Raw genomic sequence first — 16859 nt, forward strand, 5'->3', positions numbered from 1 at the left:
GTCTATTTCAGACTAATCGCAATTCTGCCCTCCTGCGGCAGCCACTCCACAGTCGCTCCAAGCTGTTCGCTGATGAAGCGCAGCGGCAGATAGACGGCACCATTGACTACAAAAGGCGGAGTAAGCAGTGTAATGCTTTTACCATTTACTGTTGTGGCTCCGCTCACGGTATTAATCATAATGGTCAATGGCAATTTGTCTTTCGCGGTGCCGGTAATGGTCGCTATCTTATCCGCAGAATAGCCGACGGTGGCTCCCATCTTGCTGAACAGCGAGCGCAGCGGAATGAAATTCTGCCCGTTCCGGGTAATTACCCCGTTCGTGAAGGCGACAGATTCACCGTTCAGAGTGACGGAGACCGGTTTTTGCATCGGGACAGGGTTTTTATAGCTGAACTCATAGGTGCCGTACCCGAGCTGGGCATTCTTGTTCACACCCCAGCCCCAGAGGGTGCCGTCTTTCTTTTGCATAATAATATGTCTTCCGCCGCCCTTCATGGACTGAACATCGGAAGTGAGCAGAGTGAACGGAGCGTCCGGGGACATCCGGGTCGTCTCAGTAGAAGCCGCATATACCTTGCCGTCTGAGGTCAGCGCAACAATAGAGTGTTCGACAATGTAAGCATCCGTCACTTTGCTGATTCCTGAGAAAAGGACGGGAACGGGTTGATCCGCATAAGTAGTTCCATCGGAGTATCCTGTGACCGTTGAGCCCCAGAACCATAAACGGGATTGCCCGTCAATGGCGAGCCGGGTACGTCCGTTGTTGCGCAGAATACTTACGCTGGATAAGGCGGGCATGCGGGTAGCTGTAAGCTTAGAAGCATCGCCTAGAGTCTCCGGTTGATAAGAATTCTGGATAGGCCAGGTCCAGACGCTGCCGTCCTTGCGGAGCGCGTAATTCTGTTCAAGCTGGGTGATGTCCGTCAGACTAGCTACAGGCGTGAGGGTGGCAAATTCGTCAAAGGTGGTCCATACTGTACCGTCCGTCTTCAAGAACAGGAAACGCCGCCAATAGCTTTGCCCGTTACTCTCGCTGTATCCGGAGACAGCAGCAACTTGATCTATACCGGGGACTGGTGAAAAAGGAGTCGTCTCCGCACCGTCAGGTGTCGTCACAGCAATAAACACCTTGCCTTCTCCGGTGATTGCTACTCGGCGGCTCTCCAGGCTTAAGAAGTCCGTCATATTCGTTAATTCAGCGATCGGAGTCACTTCTATTTCCAACGTCCGGGCGTTGGTCTCCCAGTTCCAGACAGAGCCGTCCCTGGCCGTAACCAGTGCGCTGTTCCACAGGGGAAAAGAAGCTTGTACATCACTTAACCCCTGAACCTGTGTAGGGACAGATTTGGTGTCGCCCCAGACCCAGAGGGAACCATCATCCTTAATCAGATCATTGGCTCCATAGGAGGCGATCCCGGAAGCACTTGCGGCTGAGCCCGTCTCAGGATTACCAATGCTCAGAACCGCGGTCAGACCCATGATCAAGCTCACAAGCAGATTTATTTTTTTCATAAAAGCACCCTCTACCCTCAATGTTATTTTTACTGATATAGGTAAATAAAAGGATATATTTCCTTCCATATAGACGCTGTATGAGGGCGGAAAGTTTCTTTGAAAATTAACGGTTTACAGCAGGTGCTACTGTGTTACAATGATTTAGTCTGTTTTTTGTGGAATTTGATTTGTGCACTGAAATTTAATAAGCTGTACCCGGCATTGTCCGTATTTGAGGAGGAAATCAGCGTTAATGAAACATGCACCTTTTATAGCCGTGGAGGGTCCAATTGGAGCCGGTAAAACCACCCTCGCCACGATGCTCGCCAGCGAAATGCACCTTCCGGTCATTAAAGAAATCGTGGATGAAAATCCGTTTCTGGACAAGTTCTATCAGAATATGGACGACTGGAGCTTCCAACTGGAGATGTTTTTCCTGTGCAACCGGTTTAAGCAGCTTGAAGACACTACGACCCAGTACATAGATAAAGGTAAGCCGGTCATTTCGGATTATCATATTTATAAGAATCTGATCTTCGGGGAACGGACATTGAAGGGATCGAAACGGGACAAATACCGGGAGATCTATCATATCCTGACTGATGATTTCAGGAAGCCGGATATCATCTTCTACATTCGTGCCGATCTGGACACGCTGCTGGCCCGGATTGCCAAACGCGCCCGTACGTTCGAAGAGATCATTGCGCCTGCTTATCTGCAGCAGTTGATCGAGGATTATGACGATGCGATGGCTTCACTGGCCCGCCGCGAACCCTCTACGGTCATTATTACCATCGATGGCAACAAGGTCGACTTTGTAGAGAACCCGGAAGACTTCGCCGCAATCGCAGAACAATTAAAGGAGCTTATGAAATGAACTCATACAACATCCCGGACAATGCAATTATCACGGTAGCCGGCACGGTGGGCGTCGGCAAATCGACACTGACCGCAGCACTGGCGGAACGCCTGCAGTTCCAGACGTCACTTGAGCAAGTAGATCATAATCCGTATCTGGAGAAGTTCTACCATGACTTTGAGCGGTGGAGCTTCCACCTGCAGATTTATTTCCTCGCGGAACGCTTCAAGGAGCAGAAGAAGATGTTCGAGCTGGGCGGAGGGTTCGTGCAGGACCGTTCGATTTACGAGGACACCGGGATTTTTGCCAAAATGCATGCCGATCAGGGCACGATGTCAAAAACCGACTATGAAACTTACACCAGCCTGTACGAGGCTATGGTGATGACTCCGTATTTCCCGCATCCTGACGTGCTGATCTACATTGAAGGCAGCCTGCCTTCGATTCTGACCCGGATCAATGAGCGCGGGCGCGAGATGGAGATTCAGACCGATGTCTCCTACTGGGAGCATATGCATGGCCGGTATTCCCAGTGGATTAACGAATTCAGCGCCTGCCCGGTGCTGCGACTGAACATTGACGAATATGATGTGAAGGATGCTGCCTCCATGGCGAATATCCTGCATAAGGTAGGCGCGGCAATTGGCCGGGCTCCGGTGGGGAAGTAAGGATTTTATTTTAGCGGAATGGTTTGTGAGATCGATAAGAATAGGGATGTTAAGAAGCGGCACCAGTTCATCTGGGTGCTGCTTTTTTTGTGTTTTTAGACATTTTTTTTGAAGTGAATGCGACTTTTTTCATATTTTCGGGACATTTACCCTATTCAGGACCATTTGAAACGACTTTTGTCGAGAATTGTTAAGAGTTTGTTTAGAGCGGCCTGATAGAATGGATCGCAGATATGATAATTGCAGTAATTAGAATTTAATTGTTTTTGGTCCGCGGGAAGGCAAGCGAAAGGAGAATGCGGGAGCTAAGGGAGCTAATAGAAGCTGCAGCGAATCTTGCTACACGCCGGACAGGAAATGATGAACGAATAAGGGGGAGCATCACATTGTTAATAAGCAGGAGATTGAAGAAATATACCTCGCTAAGTTTGATTCTCAGCATGTTGTTGTCGTTAATACCCGGTTCCTTTAGCGGCTTGGCAGAAGCTGCGGGTGATGATTTTGAGGTAACGTTTAAGAACGGAGCGCATGTGGGGAATCTGAGCTACCCTGCAGAGAACGCCTTTGGTAACTTTTACAACAATATGGAAGCAGGTTTCGCCCAGACTGAGACGGACAAAGATGCCAGAATGGATTGGGCAACCGGTGATATCTATGCCGGTCTCGATGATAATGAAGCAACGGTCACGTTCGAGGTTGACGTAGCCAATAATCCGTTATTGAAGGCCATGGCGGAGAGCGGACAAGCAGAGATGATTACAGGTTTTGCGGTTCTGCGGCGTCACTCCGGGTTCCTGTGGACACGTCATTCGGCAATTACGGTAACCATCGACGGAAGGGATATTATCAAAGAAAGAACCGGCAGTAGTCAGAAATATAACAAAACGGCTACAGCCCGTATTACACCTACCTCCAAAATTAGAGTATGGGTGTATGGTGAAGGCGATGACGACGGTGAAGCAGCGGGTGTACGCGGATTCTACCTCAAGTTCCAGGACCTCAAGCGTCCGGTGATCGACAACTATACCTTCACCGGCAACGGTGCTGAACGGCTGAACGAGAATATTAACCAGCAAGAGCTGTATGTCAAAAGAGATGAGAACATCACGCTCAGCTACAATTTCAGCGAGCCGGTCAGACCGACTTCGGTGGTGAAGGCAAACTCGGATTATTTCCTGCGGCACAAGCTGTTCATAAATGATCCGGACACCGGACTTCCGGCAGCCGGACAACAGCAGTATCTGCAGAATACAAGCTTTAATGAGAACAACCTGGATTCATACCAGAAGAAAATATCCTATAGATATACGGGAGTTCCTTTTCATAACAGCAGCAATCTTCCCCTGAGACCGCTAATTACCGGGGGAACCACCGGCGGAGCACCGATGGATCTGTCGCTGGATAATAAATTGAAAGAAGCCGTGCTCAGTGATGCGGCAGGGAATAAAGCAGTTGTCAATCTCAACACTGTACCGAGCAGCGGCAGCAATGCCTGGCTGAATAATAAAAGCGGGAACCCGTTTGATTTCGATCGGGGCGGCTTCCGCGTCATCGTGGATGCGGTGCGTCCGAAGTATTCCAAGACTGCTAACGGCATTCAACCGGAGATTCTGACCGGTGTGACGCTGAATAAGGGAGATGTTATTGACTTCACCCTGCAGATGACGGAAGAGGCAATTGCCAAAACCGGCTGGGATGAGAAGAAAACCTTTATTCTTTTCAATAACGGAATGAAAGCCTATTATGTTGCAGGCAAGAATACAAGAAATTGGACCTTCCGCATGACAGTACCAGGCGGACTAACCGTGGAAACACCGTTGCTCAAGGCCGTTGCCGTATCTAATGATGCCAAGGGCGGCAGCTTGCCTATTAATATGGATACGGATGTTATCCAGGATTACGCAGGCAACCTGATGATTCAGCCCGCTAACTTTGATGGGATACATGAAGAGAAAATTGATCCTTACGGCAGCGACTTCTCGCTCGCCAACTCTAAGATTGACTGGGCGAACCTGTTCATCGACAATACGAAGCCGGTTATCGGGTACCGGTTCGAGGCAGGCGGTGCGAGTGATACGGCCTATTCAAAAAAAGGTAAGGTAACGATCGATGCCAATGATCCTTCGATTAAAGTACCCCACTTTGATCCGACTGAAGCAGACCGTGGTGCAGAGCGGCCGAGCCGCGGAATCTACCGGCCTTCCAATATGAGTGCGGAAGCATCGCCTTCCGTTGGACTTGTCTACTACTGGTGGAGTCAGGATAAAGCGGATCCGTTTGCTTCTGTATCCGGAGACAATAACGCGGCACTCAAACGTTACGCGCTCTCCGCCAAACAACCGTCGGAAGAGCTGTATCCTGGAGAATTCCAGAATGTACAGCTGTCTGTAGTGAATAACAAGACCAACCTGCTCTCTCCTCCGCCTGAAGCGTTCGAGGAAGGAAACAGCGGGGAATGGTACCTGCATACCTGGACAGCGGATATGACCTGGGATTCGGCCAGAGAACTGATGCAATACGAGAAGAAAAAAGCTTATGTGGCGAGCCATCAGGCGCAGTATGATGCTTGGATTGCAGAAGCACCGGGTTCGAAGGCAGATAAAATCTTCTATGCTGACAACCAGGCACTGGCCGCTGTTGGACAATACGGCGACCTGAGCGTCTGGAAGGTTGACGATTTCAAACAGGATGATTCCAACTGGACGCATGAAGTAGGGATCCTGAAGCTGGACAACCAGGGACCTGCCATTACAATGGCCGCCGAGGACACCACCACTGTACAAGCTCTTGTGAAGGACCCGCATAGCGGCGTCAAGAGCGTGCAGTATCAATGGGTGAAGGACGGGGATTCACCGCAGGACATCAAATGGGCAGCTACTCCCTACTCCGGTACAACGGTAACCCGGTCTACCTATGAGGATATTGATGAGGATGGCGCTTACTGGCTCTATTTGAAGGCACTCGATAATGCGGGCAACGAAACGGTCAAGACACCGCAGGAAAAGGCGGTTGTTGTGAGTTCAGAGGCTACGATTCCGACGCAGTTCACACCGGAAGCGAATCCTGAGTATGTTCAAAGTCATGATGTCATGTTCCAGATCAGCGGAGTGACACCGGATTATGTGGGCTATGCCATCAGCAGCAGCTCCATTCATCCTGACTCCGACAATGAATATACAGGCCTTGAAGCAACTAAGGATCTGATACAACCTCTGTCCGTGGACAATTCCTTTGACAGCAGGGAAGAGACTACCCAGCCTGAGGCTCCAGTAGAGCCGAATGCTCAGGCAGAACCGGAAGTTACGGCAAACATCGGACCGGTGGCAATCCTTAAGCTCTTGTCCGCAGGACCGGTTCAGTCTGAACTGACCCCACTGGCGGCTGAAGAGACTCCGGCACCAGGTGCTGAGCCGGAAGCTACACCTGCTGCTTCAGCAGGTGCCATTGAACCGGCAGGAGAAGCCGCAGCGGAGCCGGCAGAAGATAACACGGATTCCAAGCTGGCAGCGATGGGACTTCATGCTTCTGTAAGTGAAGCCACCTATAGCTATGTCATTCCTGCTAAATCTGAATTGAACGGAACGCAATACATTCATCTTATGGTGAAGCACAGCGACAGAACGTATTACTATTCGAAAGCTTATTATTTTGACAATGAAGCACCGGTGGTTACCTTAAGCCCTAACGCTATTGCTTATCCGCTTCCGGAACAGAAGACGCGGGTAAACGTGTCAGAATTCTATAGCAAAACAGGACTTGTCAGCAAATATCAATGGGTAAAACAAGATGCAGATGCAATAGTGCCTACAGAGTCCTCTGCAGACTGGCTGAACGTCCCAGCAGGCGGATCGGTATCTATTGACGACAAAACGTTGAAGGCAGGAGAACTTGCTGATTACAAAATCTATGTACTCGCGGTTGACGGGGCAGGCAACAGCTCTGTGACGGCAAGCACGGGGACCTTCAAAGTTTCAGCCTCTTCAAAATCGGATACGCCGCCGGCTGAAGCAGACTCTTCTCTCATCTATCTGTCCGGTGATGCGAAGGATGGCTACACAGCGATTGTGAAGCTGAGCCTCGAGACAGAGGACAAAGCGGGTTATGAATATTCGGTATCACCTGATAACGGTGCAAGCTGGATCAACTGGAAGCCTTATACCAACTTCGTAGCCGTGAAGGTTCCGACTGGTGATCCGACAGAGCTGCAGGTATGGGTCAAGTACAGAACACCGGGCGGGTTGATCAGTGAAGCGGCCAAGCTTGATATCGAAGGCGCTTCTACAACCGAACAGCCAGTCTATGCGCTTGCAACGCTCAGCGTGAACAGTCCGGTAAATGCCACGGTTGGTGCAGATATTGAGATCACGCTTCCGCCGGGTATCCGTGTGATGCCTTCGAAGATTAATCCATCGGCGCCTGTGCGGACCGGGAATGCATTCAAGATCTATGAGAATGGCTACTACAGCTTCGATCTGACCGATCTCGGTGATCCGGACCGTACAGATACATTGTATCTGGTCGTGAAGAATATTGATGGAACCAAACCGGAAGGAACGGTTGAATACTCGAACATGGTAAGTACGAATGGCAATGTGGTCGCCTATCTTCAGAGCACCTCTGAGCCGGTAACGATTACGAACAATGGCGGCAAAAATGCCTACACCTTCAAGGAAAATGGCACCTTCGTCTTTGAGATTAAGGACGCGGCCGGGAATACAAATACCGTCGAAGCCACGGTAAAGAACATTAACAAAGAAGCTCCGAAGGTGAAAGTGGTCCGTTCCTACCAATATGGCCTGAACGGCAGCAGCACCTTCAATACCGTGAAGGATAATAACGGCAATGTACTATTCTCCACCGGCACTACAGTAACGGTTGAGAAGGCAGATGCCTCGGCTAAAGCTATTAACATTATCAGTCAGGCCAAGAGCATTACACTGACTGAGAATGGAACAGCCTCCTTCACAGTTGTAGATGAGTACGGCAATACGACAGTCATTAAAGAGAAGGTTACGAATATTCTCTCCGCACCGCCTGAAGCTGAGAAGATTGCCTACACCTTTGTAGATGCGGAAGGCAAAGCTGTTCCAGCCGATCAGATTGTTACGATCGGCGGACAGAAATATGCCAAGGGTAAAGTGAAGGTTACGATTAGCGGCAGCGTCACAGCACCGAATAAAATGTTCTTCGGAGTAAGACCTATTGAGGGCGGAGCAGCTTATTCGAATCAGATCAGTAAAGCTGATGGAACGTTCAGCTACTCACGTACCTTCGAGAGCAGCGGGTCAGCGGTAGTCGCCATCTCGGATCTTCTGGGCAATGTGAACAAGGTTCCGGTTACGATAGCGGGTCTTGATAACACACCGCCTGAGCTGACACTGAATAACGAAACAGCAGGTATTGTCCAGAACAAGAAAGACTTTAACTTCCGCGCAGATCTCGGCGGCTTCACAGTTTCCGATAATGTATCGGAAGCAGCAGGCGTGAAGGTGTCAATCAGTGGGCTGGATCTCAGCAAGCTTGGACGCCAGCGTGTAGCATATACGGCGGTTGACCAGGTAGGGAATGAGACGGTTGTGTATCAGGATGTGGTGGTCGTGAAGGATGGCGGACTGCTGATCTTCGGTAACGATACCTTAATCTCGGCATCCTCCGGAGAGTCTGCACTGTTCAATACCAATACACTTACCTTTAAGGTATCAGGCTACAACCTTATGAAGGTAGCCGGAGTAGACAAGGTCAATCAGGCAGGAACATTTGATATTCTGTATTACCCTGGTTTGTACCGCGAAGGACAGCTGAAGCTGGTGAAGCAGAAGCTGACTTATGATGAACTCGTGAGCAGTCAATTTAAAGTCACCTTCCCGAAAACAGGCTGGTACACGATTGTCGTGAGAACACAGGAGCGGGACCGCGAGTTTGCCACCTTCTTTATTGGCAACATGAAATAAATGAAAGATAAACAGGGGGAATACATGGTGAAGCTGCTCAAACGCGCTACCGCGCTCATGCTCACAATAATCATGGTATTTCTGTCCACCTCCGAGAGCTTTCATGCGCTTGTGGAGGCGGCCAGCAGTACAAAGACAACTGTTGTAGAGAATAACTTTATTAAGGTTACTGTGGATAATGAAACCGGACGCTACGGGATTCGGACCCTGGATGGCCAGCCCATCCGCAAGAATGACAACAACGTAAACTTGCTGTTCCAGGGAGATGATCCGGAAACGTCGTTCACGACGTTCCGGATTGACGGAACTGATTATATTTACGGGAATAAGTACAAGTTTGACAACAGTCATTATTCAGAGACTACTACACCCAAGGTGGTAGAGAATTCGAATGGCACGAAGCAGCTGGAGATGATCTGGAGGATTAAAGGCGTAGAGATTAAGCAGATTCTGATGCTCTACACCGACAGCAAGGATGCTGTAAACTCCGGAAATGTCAACATCCGCTATGAAGTGAATAACCGGAGCAATGCGCAGGTTCAGATCGGAAGCCGGATCCTGCTGGATACGATGGTCGGCGGAAACGACGGGCCGCAGTTCCAGATTGGAACAGCCTACAAGTCACCGCTGCAGGTAGAGCGGAAGCTGGTGCATAATCCGGAGGATAATGCCGGAATCCCTGAAGAGGACAGAGCATACTTCAAGATTCCTTCTTACTGGGTAATGCGCGACAAGCTGGATTTGACTAATCCTCAGGCAACCAATGTCGTTGCCTATGGCTTCAATAACTTTGCCGAACAGAACATTAATATTGTGGATGAAATGATTGTCGGGCACTGGAACGGCCTGGCGAATACGAAATGGGATTATGAAGTGCATCCCAACCTGGACTTCACCAGAGACACCAATGATTACGGCACGGCGGACTCCGCCGTTGCCTTCTATTGGACACCGGAGAAGCTGGCAGCCGGAGGCTTCCAGAGCTTCGAGACTGTCTATGGGCTTGGAGAAATTTCCGCTCCGGATAAAGTGTTCTCGATCCGCTATGTGGATCAGGTTCAACAGCTGGCTACGGCTGATCTGGGAGAAGGAGAGACGGTTCCTTCGAAGTACAAGGACAACGGAGTCTTCACGATCACAGCCGAGGTTGAGAATCTGCAGGCCTACAATATGGAGCACTCCAAGATCGAAGTGGAGATGACGCTGGAGAGCGGCCTCAGCTTTGTCAGGCAGGATGAGAGCGGCAAAGACGTCATGGACGCAAGTGGCAATCCTGTCTTGGAGAATGGCCGCAGCAAAATGCTGGAATTCAAAAAGTCAGCCTCTCCAGAGGAAGCTGCACTGGGAATTGAGCCGAAGTACAAGCCGGGTGATGCTATCACTGCGACTTTCCGTGTTCAGGCTAAAGGCAGACCTTGGCCGGTAACGCGGGATTACATGATTTCCGCGAGAAGCCCGGAAACGCAGGGCAAGATTGAGGGCATCGAGGATGAAGGCATCAAAGCCCAGTATGAGTCGAACCGTACAAACTTCATTCTGCTGCCGCCGGTAGGCGAAGCAACGGCTACGTATTCATACGCTCTGTCACCGGCAGAGCTGTATAGCTCAGATGTGAAATATCTGACTGTGAATCTGTCGAACATTGAAGCCTATAATACGGGCAATGCAACCACAGCACCGAACTTTGACCTGTACCTCAAGGATCTGGTCTCCGGAAGCCGGTACAAGGTGAATGTGCAGGATGCAGTGGTTATGCAGCCTACAGACGATGGTTTCTCCGGTGCCATGCGGATTACTTACCGCGGCGGGGAACGGGTTGATGAAGGCGGCAATGTGCTGGAATCCGGACTGGGACCTGAGCTGCCGCTTGGTGAATACGCAGTTGAGATCGACTATAAAGGCGATGCCGGAGGCGACGAGGAAGTAGCAGCTCTTTACGATATTACTACCCCGCAATCCTTCCTGGTTACAGATAATGATGAGACGCGGATCCGTGAAGCGGGCATTATGGTCGTTTACAGGGAATCTGTGGATATCAGCGGCCTGGCAAACGGGTCATCTGTAGAGGGTGAATTACTGGATCAGCTGAATTCGCTGTTCCCGGGTGAGCCGTTTGAAGATGGGGCTTTCCTGTATTCCGCTGTTACCGATTATAAAAAAACCAAAGCATTGTTCGGAGCAGCGAGCAAGGCGGTAGATCCTGAATTTGATATCAGTGAATTCATGGATGATGATGCGCTTGCCGAGACTCCGATGTATGCTTATAAATTGTTTGCAACGGAAGAAGACTTTGAAGCCTTCAAGGAAGAAGTGGAGGCGGAAGAACCGGAATTCGATCGTGAGATTCTAGTTACGATCCGAGGCATGATTAAGCAGGTAGGTTCGAATAAGGACGAACAGGTCATTGTCGATACCAAAACTGAACCGGCAATTATCAATGATGCCGTAGCATATACAGGCAAGGACCTGGCTTTTGTACGCGGCAAGCTGGATATCTTCGGGAACTCCCTGCCGGATGATGTCCCATTCCTGGATACCTTGTTCATTAAAGGTGATGGAACACTAAGCGTAGCTAGCAGCGGCTTTGTCTTCCATAAGGGAGAATGGACGCTTGATTTCTTCAACGGCTTCTCCAAATCCCTTGGAGATGAGAATTACAATCCGTCCAAGGTGGAAACACCGGAGGATGATGAAGAAGAGGAAGAAGAGGAAGAGGGCAATGAAGGCAACCCGGAAGATGACAGCCTTAACGGCAGTCTGAAATGGGCCATTGGCGGCGTGGGCGACAGACTGAACCCGCTTCGCCAGGTCATGATCGGGGATGTGTACTTCAATAAACAGTCACTGTTTGGAGCACCAAGCTTCGCTATTGATGGCTTTGGCTTCTCCTTCAATGATTTCATCCTCAGAGAGAGCGGGATTTCCTTCGGCGGCTCATTGTCCCTGAAGATAATAAACGCAGAAATTAAGAATGTAATATTCAACAGCGCCGGCTTCTATGGCGTAGATGCTTCACTCGGCTTCGATCTAAACGAGGAGATGGGCTTGTTCGGACCGGAAAAAGAGAAGAACGCGGATGAAGAAGAAGGACCAGATGCACCTAGTGGTGAGGTTACAATTAAACATGCCGTGCAGGATGGTGGTGTAGGCGATGAGTATGGATTGCAATTCGCCGCACAGCTGAAGAATATGCTGGGTGTGGAGATTGAATTCTCACTCAAAAAGGTAAAAGACGGCCGGATCCTTCCGGATGTCATCGCCTTCGGAGCAGAATTACCTTCACCAGGTATCATTGTTACGGGTGCGACTTATCTGACTGCAGTACGTGGAGCTGTAAGAGAGTTGGCCGATACCATCGCTGGTGGAACAGATCAGGATCCGTTTCCGCTGACCATTGAAGCAGGCGTAGGCCTCCGGTTCGGAATAGCCCCGGCGTACTTCTTCGGGGATGTGGATCTGACGGTGAAGCGCACTGGCCTCAAGATCGAAGGCAAGCTGGATTTCTCCGCAGATGCGGAAGCGGAGGAAGACGATCGGCTCCCGATGCTCACCAAAGCACTGCTTGAAGCGCAATGGGTGACTCCATGGTTCGTGCGCGTAGAAGCGGCAATGGATATTGGCGGCTGGGATATCATCATCGGTAAGGCGGGGATCTTCGTCGGACAGAATCTGGAGAAGAACCGCACTGACTTTGAAGGCTATATCGGCTCCAAAGTACAGATCCCGAATAGTGTACCGGTTGTCGGTGGAATGCCGCTGTCCAGTATGTTCCTCGGGGTCAACAATGATAAGGTATGGGGCAGTATCGGCATTCTCTTCATCTCGCTGGGTATTACCTACTACTGGAGCGGGGGCATAGAGTTCGGTACATCAAGCGATCAGCTGCCGGATGGTATGATTCAGCTCGTAGTGGATGATCCCGATAATGGACCGCGCCTGATGGTTATTGGTGAAGGTGTAGAGACTCTTGCCACTTCGGCCGCCCCTGCTGCTGAGGAAGAGAATCAGGAGATTATCTACCGTGAAGTAGCAGAAGGTGTGAAAATTGTTGAGAATGGATCGGTTAATGTCGGCGTAGGCGGCATTACGGTCAAGAACGGCGGCAGAATCCATGAGATTCCTATGGGGGCTGCAACCGGTAATGCCATTATCGAAATGGAATACAGCAGTAAGGATATGCCGGAATTTAAGCTGCAGGACGCAGCGGGCAAGGATTATCCGGTGATATTCGAAACCTTTGCGAATCCGGACAAGCCTAATCCTAAAGCTAATGCTTTTACACAATATATTCCTGCAAGTGATGTATCACCGGATCCATCCAAGCTTAATGCTGAAGTGGACATCCGCAGAGCTTACCTTATTATCCCTGAGAATGAAGCTAAGAAAGGCGGAACCTGGACGCTTACTGCAGTCTCGGCAGTAGAAACCAAGCTGATGAATGTTCCAACCCTGCCTCAGCTCAGCGAAGTAAATCTCGCGAAGGATAGCTCGAATGTCAATAAATTTACGGCATCCTGGAAAGTAGCCAACGCAGCAGAAGGAGATACAGTGAATCTGTACCTGGCTGAAGATGCGGTAACCACTGAAAAGACTATCGTGGAAGGGCAAGAGGTGCTGTCACCGGGAGATCCAGGGATGCTGATTGCCAAAGATGTGCCGGTTGGTGCAGGCGGCTCTGTCAGTGGTGGCATAACCAGCGGCAGTACAGTAATTGATGTAACGAATGTAACGCTGATGGGCAATCCCGAGGATATCCGCGGGCTGCTCAGACAAGGCAACTACTATCTGCGGGCCGAGCTGAAATCCAGTGCAACCTTCGGCACCAAGACTTCACCGCAGCGATTCGAGCTCATTGATCCGCTTGCACCGCAGGTTGTTAGCAGCGTCTCTGTTGTACCTGCCGGTAACGGACTGTTCTCACTCTCCTTCAAGCCGGGAGCCAAAAAAGCGGGACATAACGCTTACGAGCATAGCTTCGTCATTGATGCACAGGCCCAAGTGAACGGCAAGCTGGAGTCTTATTCTCCATTTGGCGAAATTTTGTACACCGAAGAAGAACTTCAGCCTTACTGGAATGCAGCAACTGGTAAATATGAAGGTATTCTGATCGGAGGCTGGAAGGCCCTGTCCACTTCGGATGAAGTGAATACGACCAGCCTTGAAGGAACGGTTACGGATGTGACCAAGGTGAAGTATACCGGTCTGGAGGTTGGAACGGAGTATGTTATTGGTGTCACTGCCGCAACGGTTCCAACTGAAGATGCGGACAAGAATCAGAACTATCACTATGCCGAGCACCAGAACAGCAGCAAGAAGCTGCTGCCGGTTCCAAGCCTGCCGAAGCTTACTATGGCAAGCGGATCTGGTACCGTGCAGGATACGGGAAATTACATTAACCTGCTGACCAGTGAAACGAAGCAGAAGCTGACGCTCACTTCAGACCAGTCCAATGTGACGGTGGAGGTCTTTAATGCTGAGAAGTCCATCGGGTCGGTAGCTTTAACGAACAAGGCTGGGGGCGGAAGCCAAGGCGTCCTGAATCTCGACCAGTTCCAGACAGACGGACCGTTTGCTCTTGAACTGAGAGCCAGAAACATGACGACCAAGGATATCTCGGTCACTATGCTGTATATGACTGTAGATACGATCGCTCCGGTCCTGTATCTTGATCAGCCGGTAACGGGTGAACGTACCGCAAACGGCGCTGTTCATGTAGCAGGAACTACAACCACAGGAACTGTGCTGACAGCGAAATATACAGTGAACCAATTGCAGCCGGATGGCAAATACAAGGAAGTGGAGATTCCTACTACCCTTAAGGTGGACCCGCTGACGGGGGACTTTAATGGAACTGTGGAGATCAAATCCGATGAGCCTTCCGTGGCACTTAACATTGTTGCCTCCGATGAGGCAAAGAATCTGAACACAGCGGTTGTGGATATTACTAACGCTGGTTACAAGGTTCCTGTAGCACTGGTTTTGAAGGGAATGGAAAAGGACCTGGAGCCAGGGCAAACAGGCAAAGTTCAGGCGTATCTCAAGGTCTCGGATGGACAGGACGAGAATACCGGCAAGCCGAAATTCAAGGATGAGCCAATTGCAGATAAGGATCTGCAGAATCTGACTTATACAGTTACTGTAGGCGATGCGGTGTCCTTGTCGGCAGATGGCAGTGTTACGGCGCTTGCCACAGGCTCCAGCTTAATTGAAGCAGCGTATAAGGTGTCCGAGGGTGTAACGCTCAAAGGCATGGTTGCGGCAACAGTAGCCGTACCGAAACCAGAGAAGCTTGGTGCAATTCAAGCCAGCACTTCTTATGTTTATGCAGACAGCAGCCGCACCAAGATCACCATTACTTCCTCCGGGGATATGACCGGACAGCAGATTGCGTACAAGGTTTATCGTTCCGGCGCTGTGCTTCCGGCCTTCGATGATAATGTCAGCTCTTGGCCGCTCCTTCCGCTGGACGGCATAATCAGCGCTTCTTATGGTGATGTAATCGTGCTCGCTAAGCGGACATCTACCGATAAGCTGGTTAAGGCAGCGGGTCAAGTTACAGCAACTGTATGGTCCAGCAGCGGTGCTGGAACAGGCGGTGGCGGTGGCGGCGGTGGTGGCGGAGCTGCCACACCAGGCGTAGTGGAAGAGCAAGCACCAGATACAGCCGCACAAGTAACTGTCAACGGACAGCCGGTTGTCACTGAATGGAATGGGCTTACAGCTGTAATCCGGATTACGGATAAAGAGGCCGCAGCGGGCAGCGATCTCACGGTTAGTTCCGCAGATCCGGCTGCTCGTGCATTCAGTATCCATGTGGATCAGAATGTGGTGAAGCAGTCCGTTGCAGCGAAGAAGAAAGTGACTATCGAGGTTCCTATGGGCCGGTTGGTTCTTGAACCTGAGAATCTTACCGCTGTGAATGGTGAGCTTGTGGTGGGCATTGGCCGCAGCAGCACTGCAGATCAGCAGGACATGAAGACAATAGCCGATCAGCAGGGCTTCACGCTTATGGCCGCAGGACAGGGTGTTACGGTAACGGCTAACCTGCCAGCAGGCAGCTGGACACCGGCACTTGCAGCCAAGATCGCCATTCCTTCGCCGGTTGCAGCAAACGAAATTACAGCAATCGTGCTGAAGGATGCAGCCGGTAACTGGACTACTGTGCCATGGAAGCTGGACAGCAGCGGTACGGCAGTGAACGTACAGTTGACCGGAGAAGGCAGCCTCTACTTCATCCGGAATCAGAAGAACTTCAAGGATATGCCTGCAGGCTGGGGCAAGGACGGAATTACAGCAGCCTCCGCCAAGCTGTTCGTATTAGGCAAATCTGCAGATACCTTTGATCCGACCGGCAAAGTGACCCGAGCAGAGTATCCAACGATTCTGCTGCGCGTCGCAGGTCTGATGAACAAGCAGGCACCTGCTGCAGGCTTCAGTGATGTCGGCAGCAGCAGCTGGTATAACCGCAGCGTGTCCATTGCTGCACAGCTGGGTATTGTCACCGGACTTGAAGGCGGCAAGTATGCGCCTCAGGATACGCTGACACGAATGGAAGCCATGACGATGCTGGGCAGACTGCTCACTCTTGTCAGCCCAGGCAGTGAGATCAGCGAAGCAGAAGTAACAGCAATTCTGGCTGGTTTCACCGATAAAGATAAAGTTCCCGCATGGGCAAGACAAGCAGTAGCAATGAGCATCAAGAACGGCGTTATCCTTGGGGAAGGCAACAAGGTGAATCCGTCCAGTCCGCTTACGCGTGAACAGGCGGCAGCCATTGCTATCAGACTTGATCAATTGATTACAGCCAAGCAATAACAAGAATGTGCCCGTACCGCCTATTGTGGAGTGCGGGCACACTTTGCTGGGAGTTCATAATACTATTCGG

Annotated in this window: 5 protein-coding genes; 4 read left to right on the top strand and 1 reads right to left on the bottom strand. The window is 50.6% G+C overall.

Going from position 1 to position 16859, the window contains the following annotated elements:
- Positions 1–2: 2 nt before the first annotated feature.
- Complete coding sequence (locus R50912_RS11270; RefSeq protein WP_042234862.1) at positions 3–1514, bottom strand: stalk domain-containing protein; 1512 nt, start codon at positions 1512–1514, stop codon at positions 3–5.
- A 235-nt stretch (positions 1515–1749) separates the two neighbouring features.
- Between R50912_RS11270 and R50912_RS11275 the strand changes: the two genes are divergently transcribed.
- The 4 genes from R50912_RS11275 (at position 1750) to R50912_RS11290 (ending at position 16789) form a co-directional block, all read left to right on the top strand.
- On the top strand, positions 1750–2373 hold the full coding sequence (locus R50912_RS11275) for a deoxynucleoside kinase (RefSeq protein ID WP_042234864.1): 624 nt from the start codon (positions 1750–1752) through the stop codon (positions 2371–2373).
- Entirely contained in the window at positions 2370–3023 is a 654-nt protein-coding gene (locus tag R50912_RS11280; protein ID WP_039303943.1) for a deoxynucleoside kinase, read from the top strand. The genes R50912_RS11275 and R50912_RS11280 overlap by 4 nt, the downstream gene beginning before the upstream one ends.
- A gap of 386 nt (positions 3024–3409) precedes the next feature.
- The gene (locus R50912_RS11285) at positions 3410–8974 is read left to right on the top strand and encodes a hypothetical protein (RefSeq protein ID WP_197073070.1); all 5565 of its coding nucleotides are present in this window, start codon (positions 3410–3412) and stop codon (positions 8972–8974) included.
- Positions 8975–8998: 24 nt separating this feature from the next.
- Entirely contained in the window at positions 8999–16789 is a 7791-nt protein-coding gene (locus tag R50912_RS11290) for an S-layer homology domain-containing protein (protein ID WP_042234866.1), read from the top strand.
- Positions 16790–16859: the final 70 nt, after the last annotated feature.

Origin of the sequence: Paenibacillus sp. FSL R5-0912, assembly GCF_000758605.1 — a bacterium.
Classification (GTDB): Bacteria; Bacillota; Bacilli; order Paenibacillales; family Paenibacillaceae; genus Paenibacillus_AQ.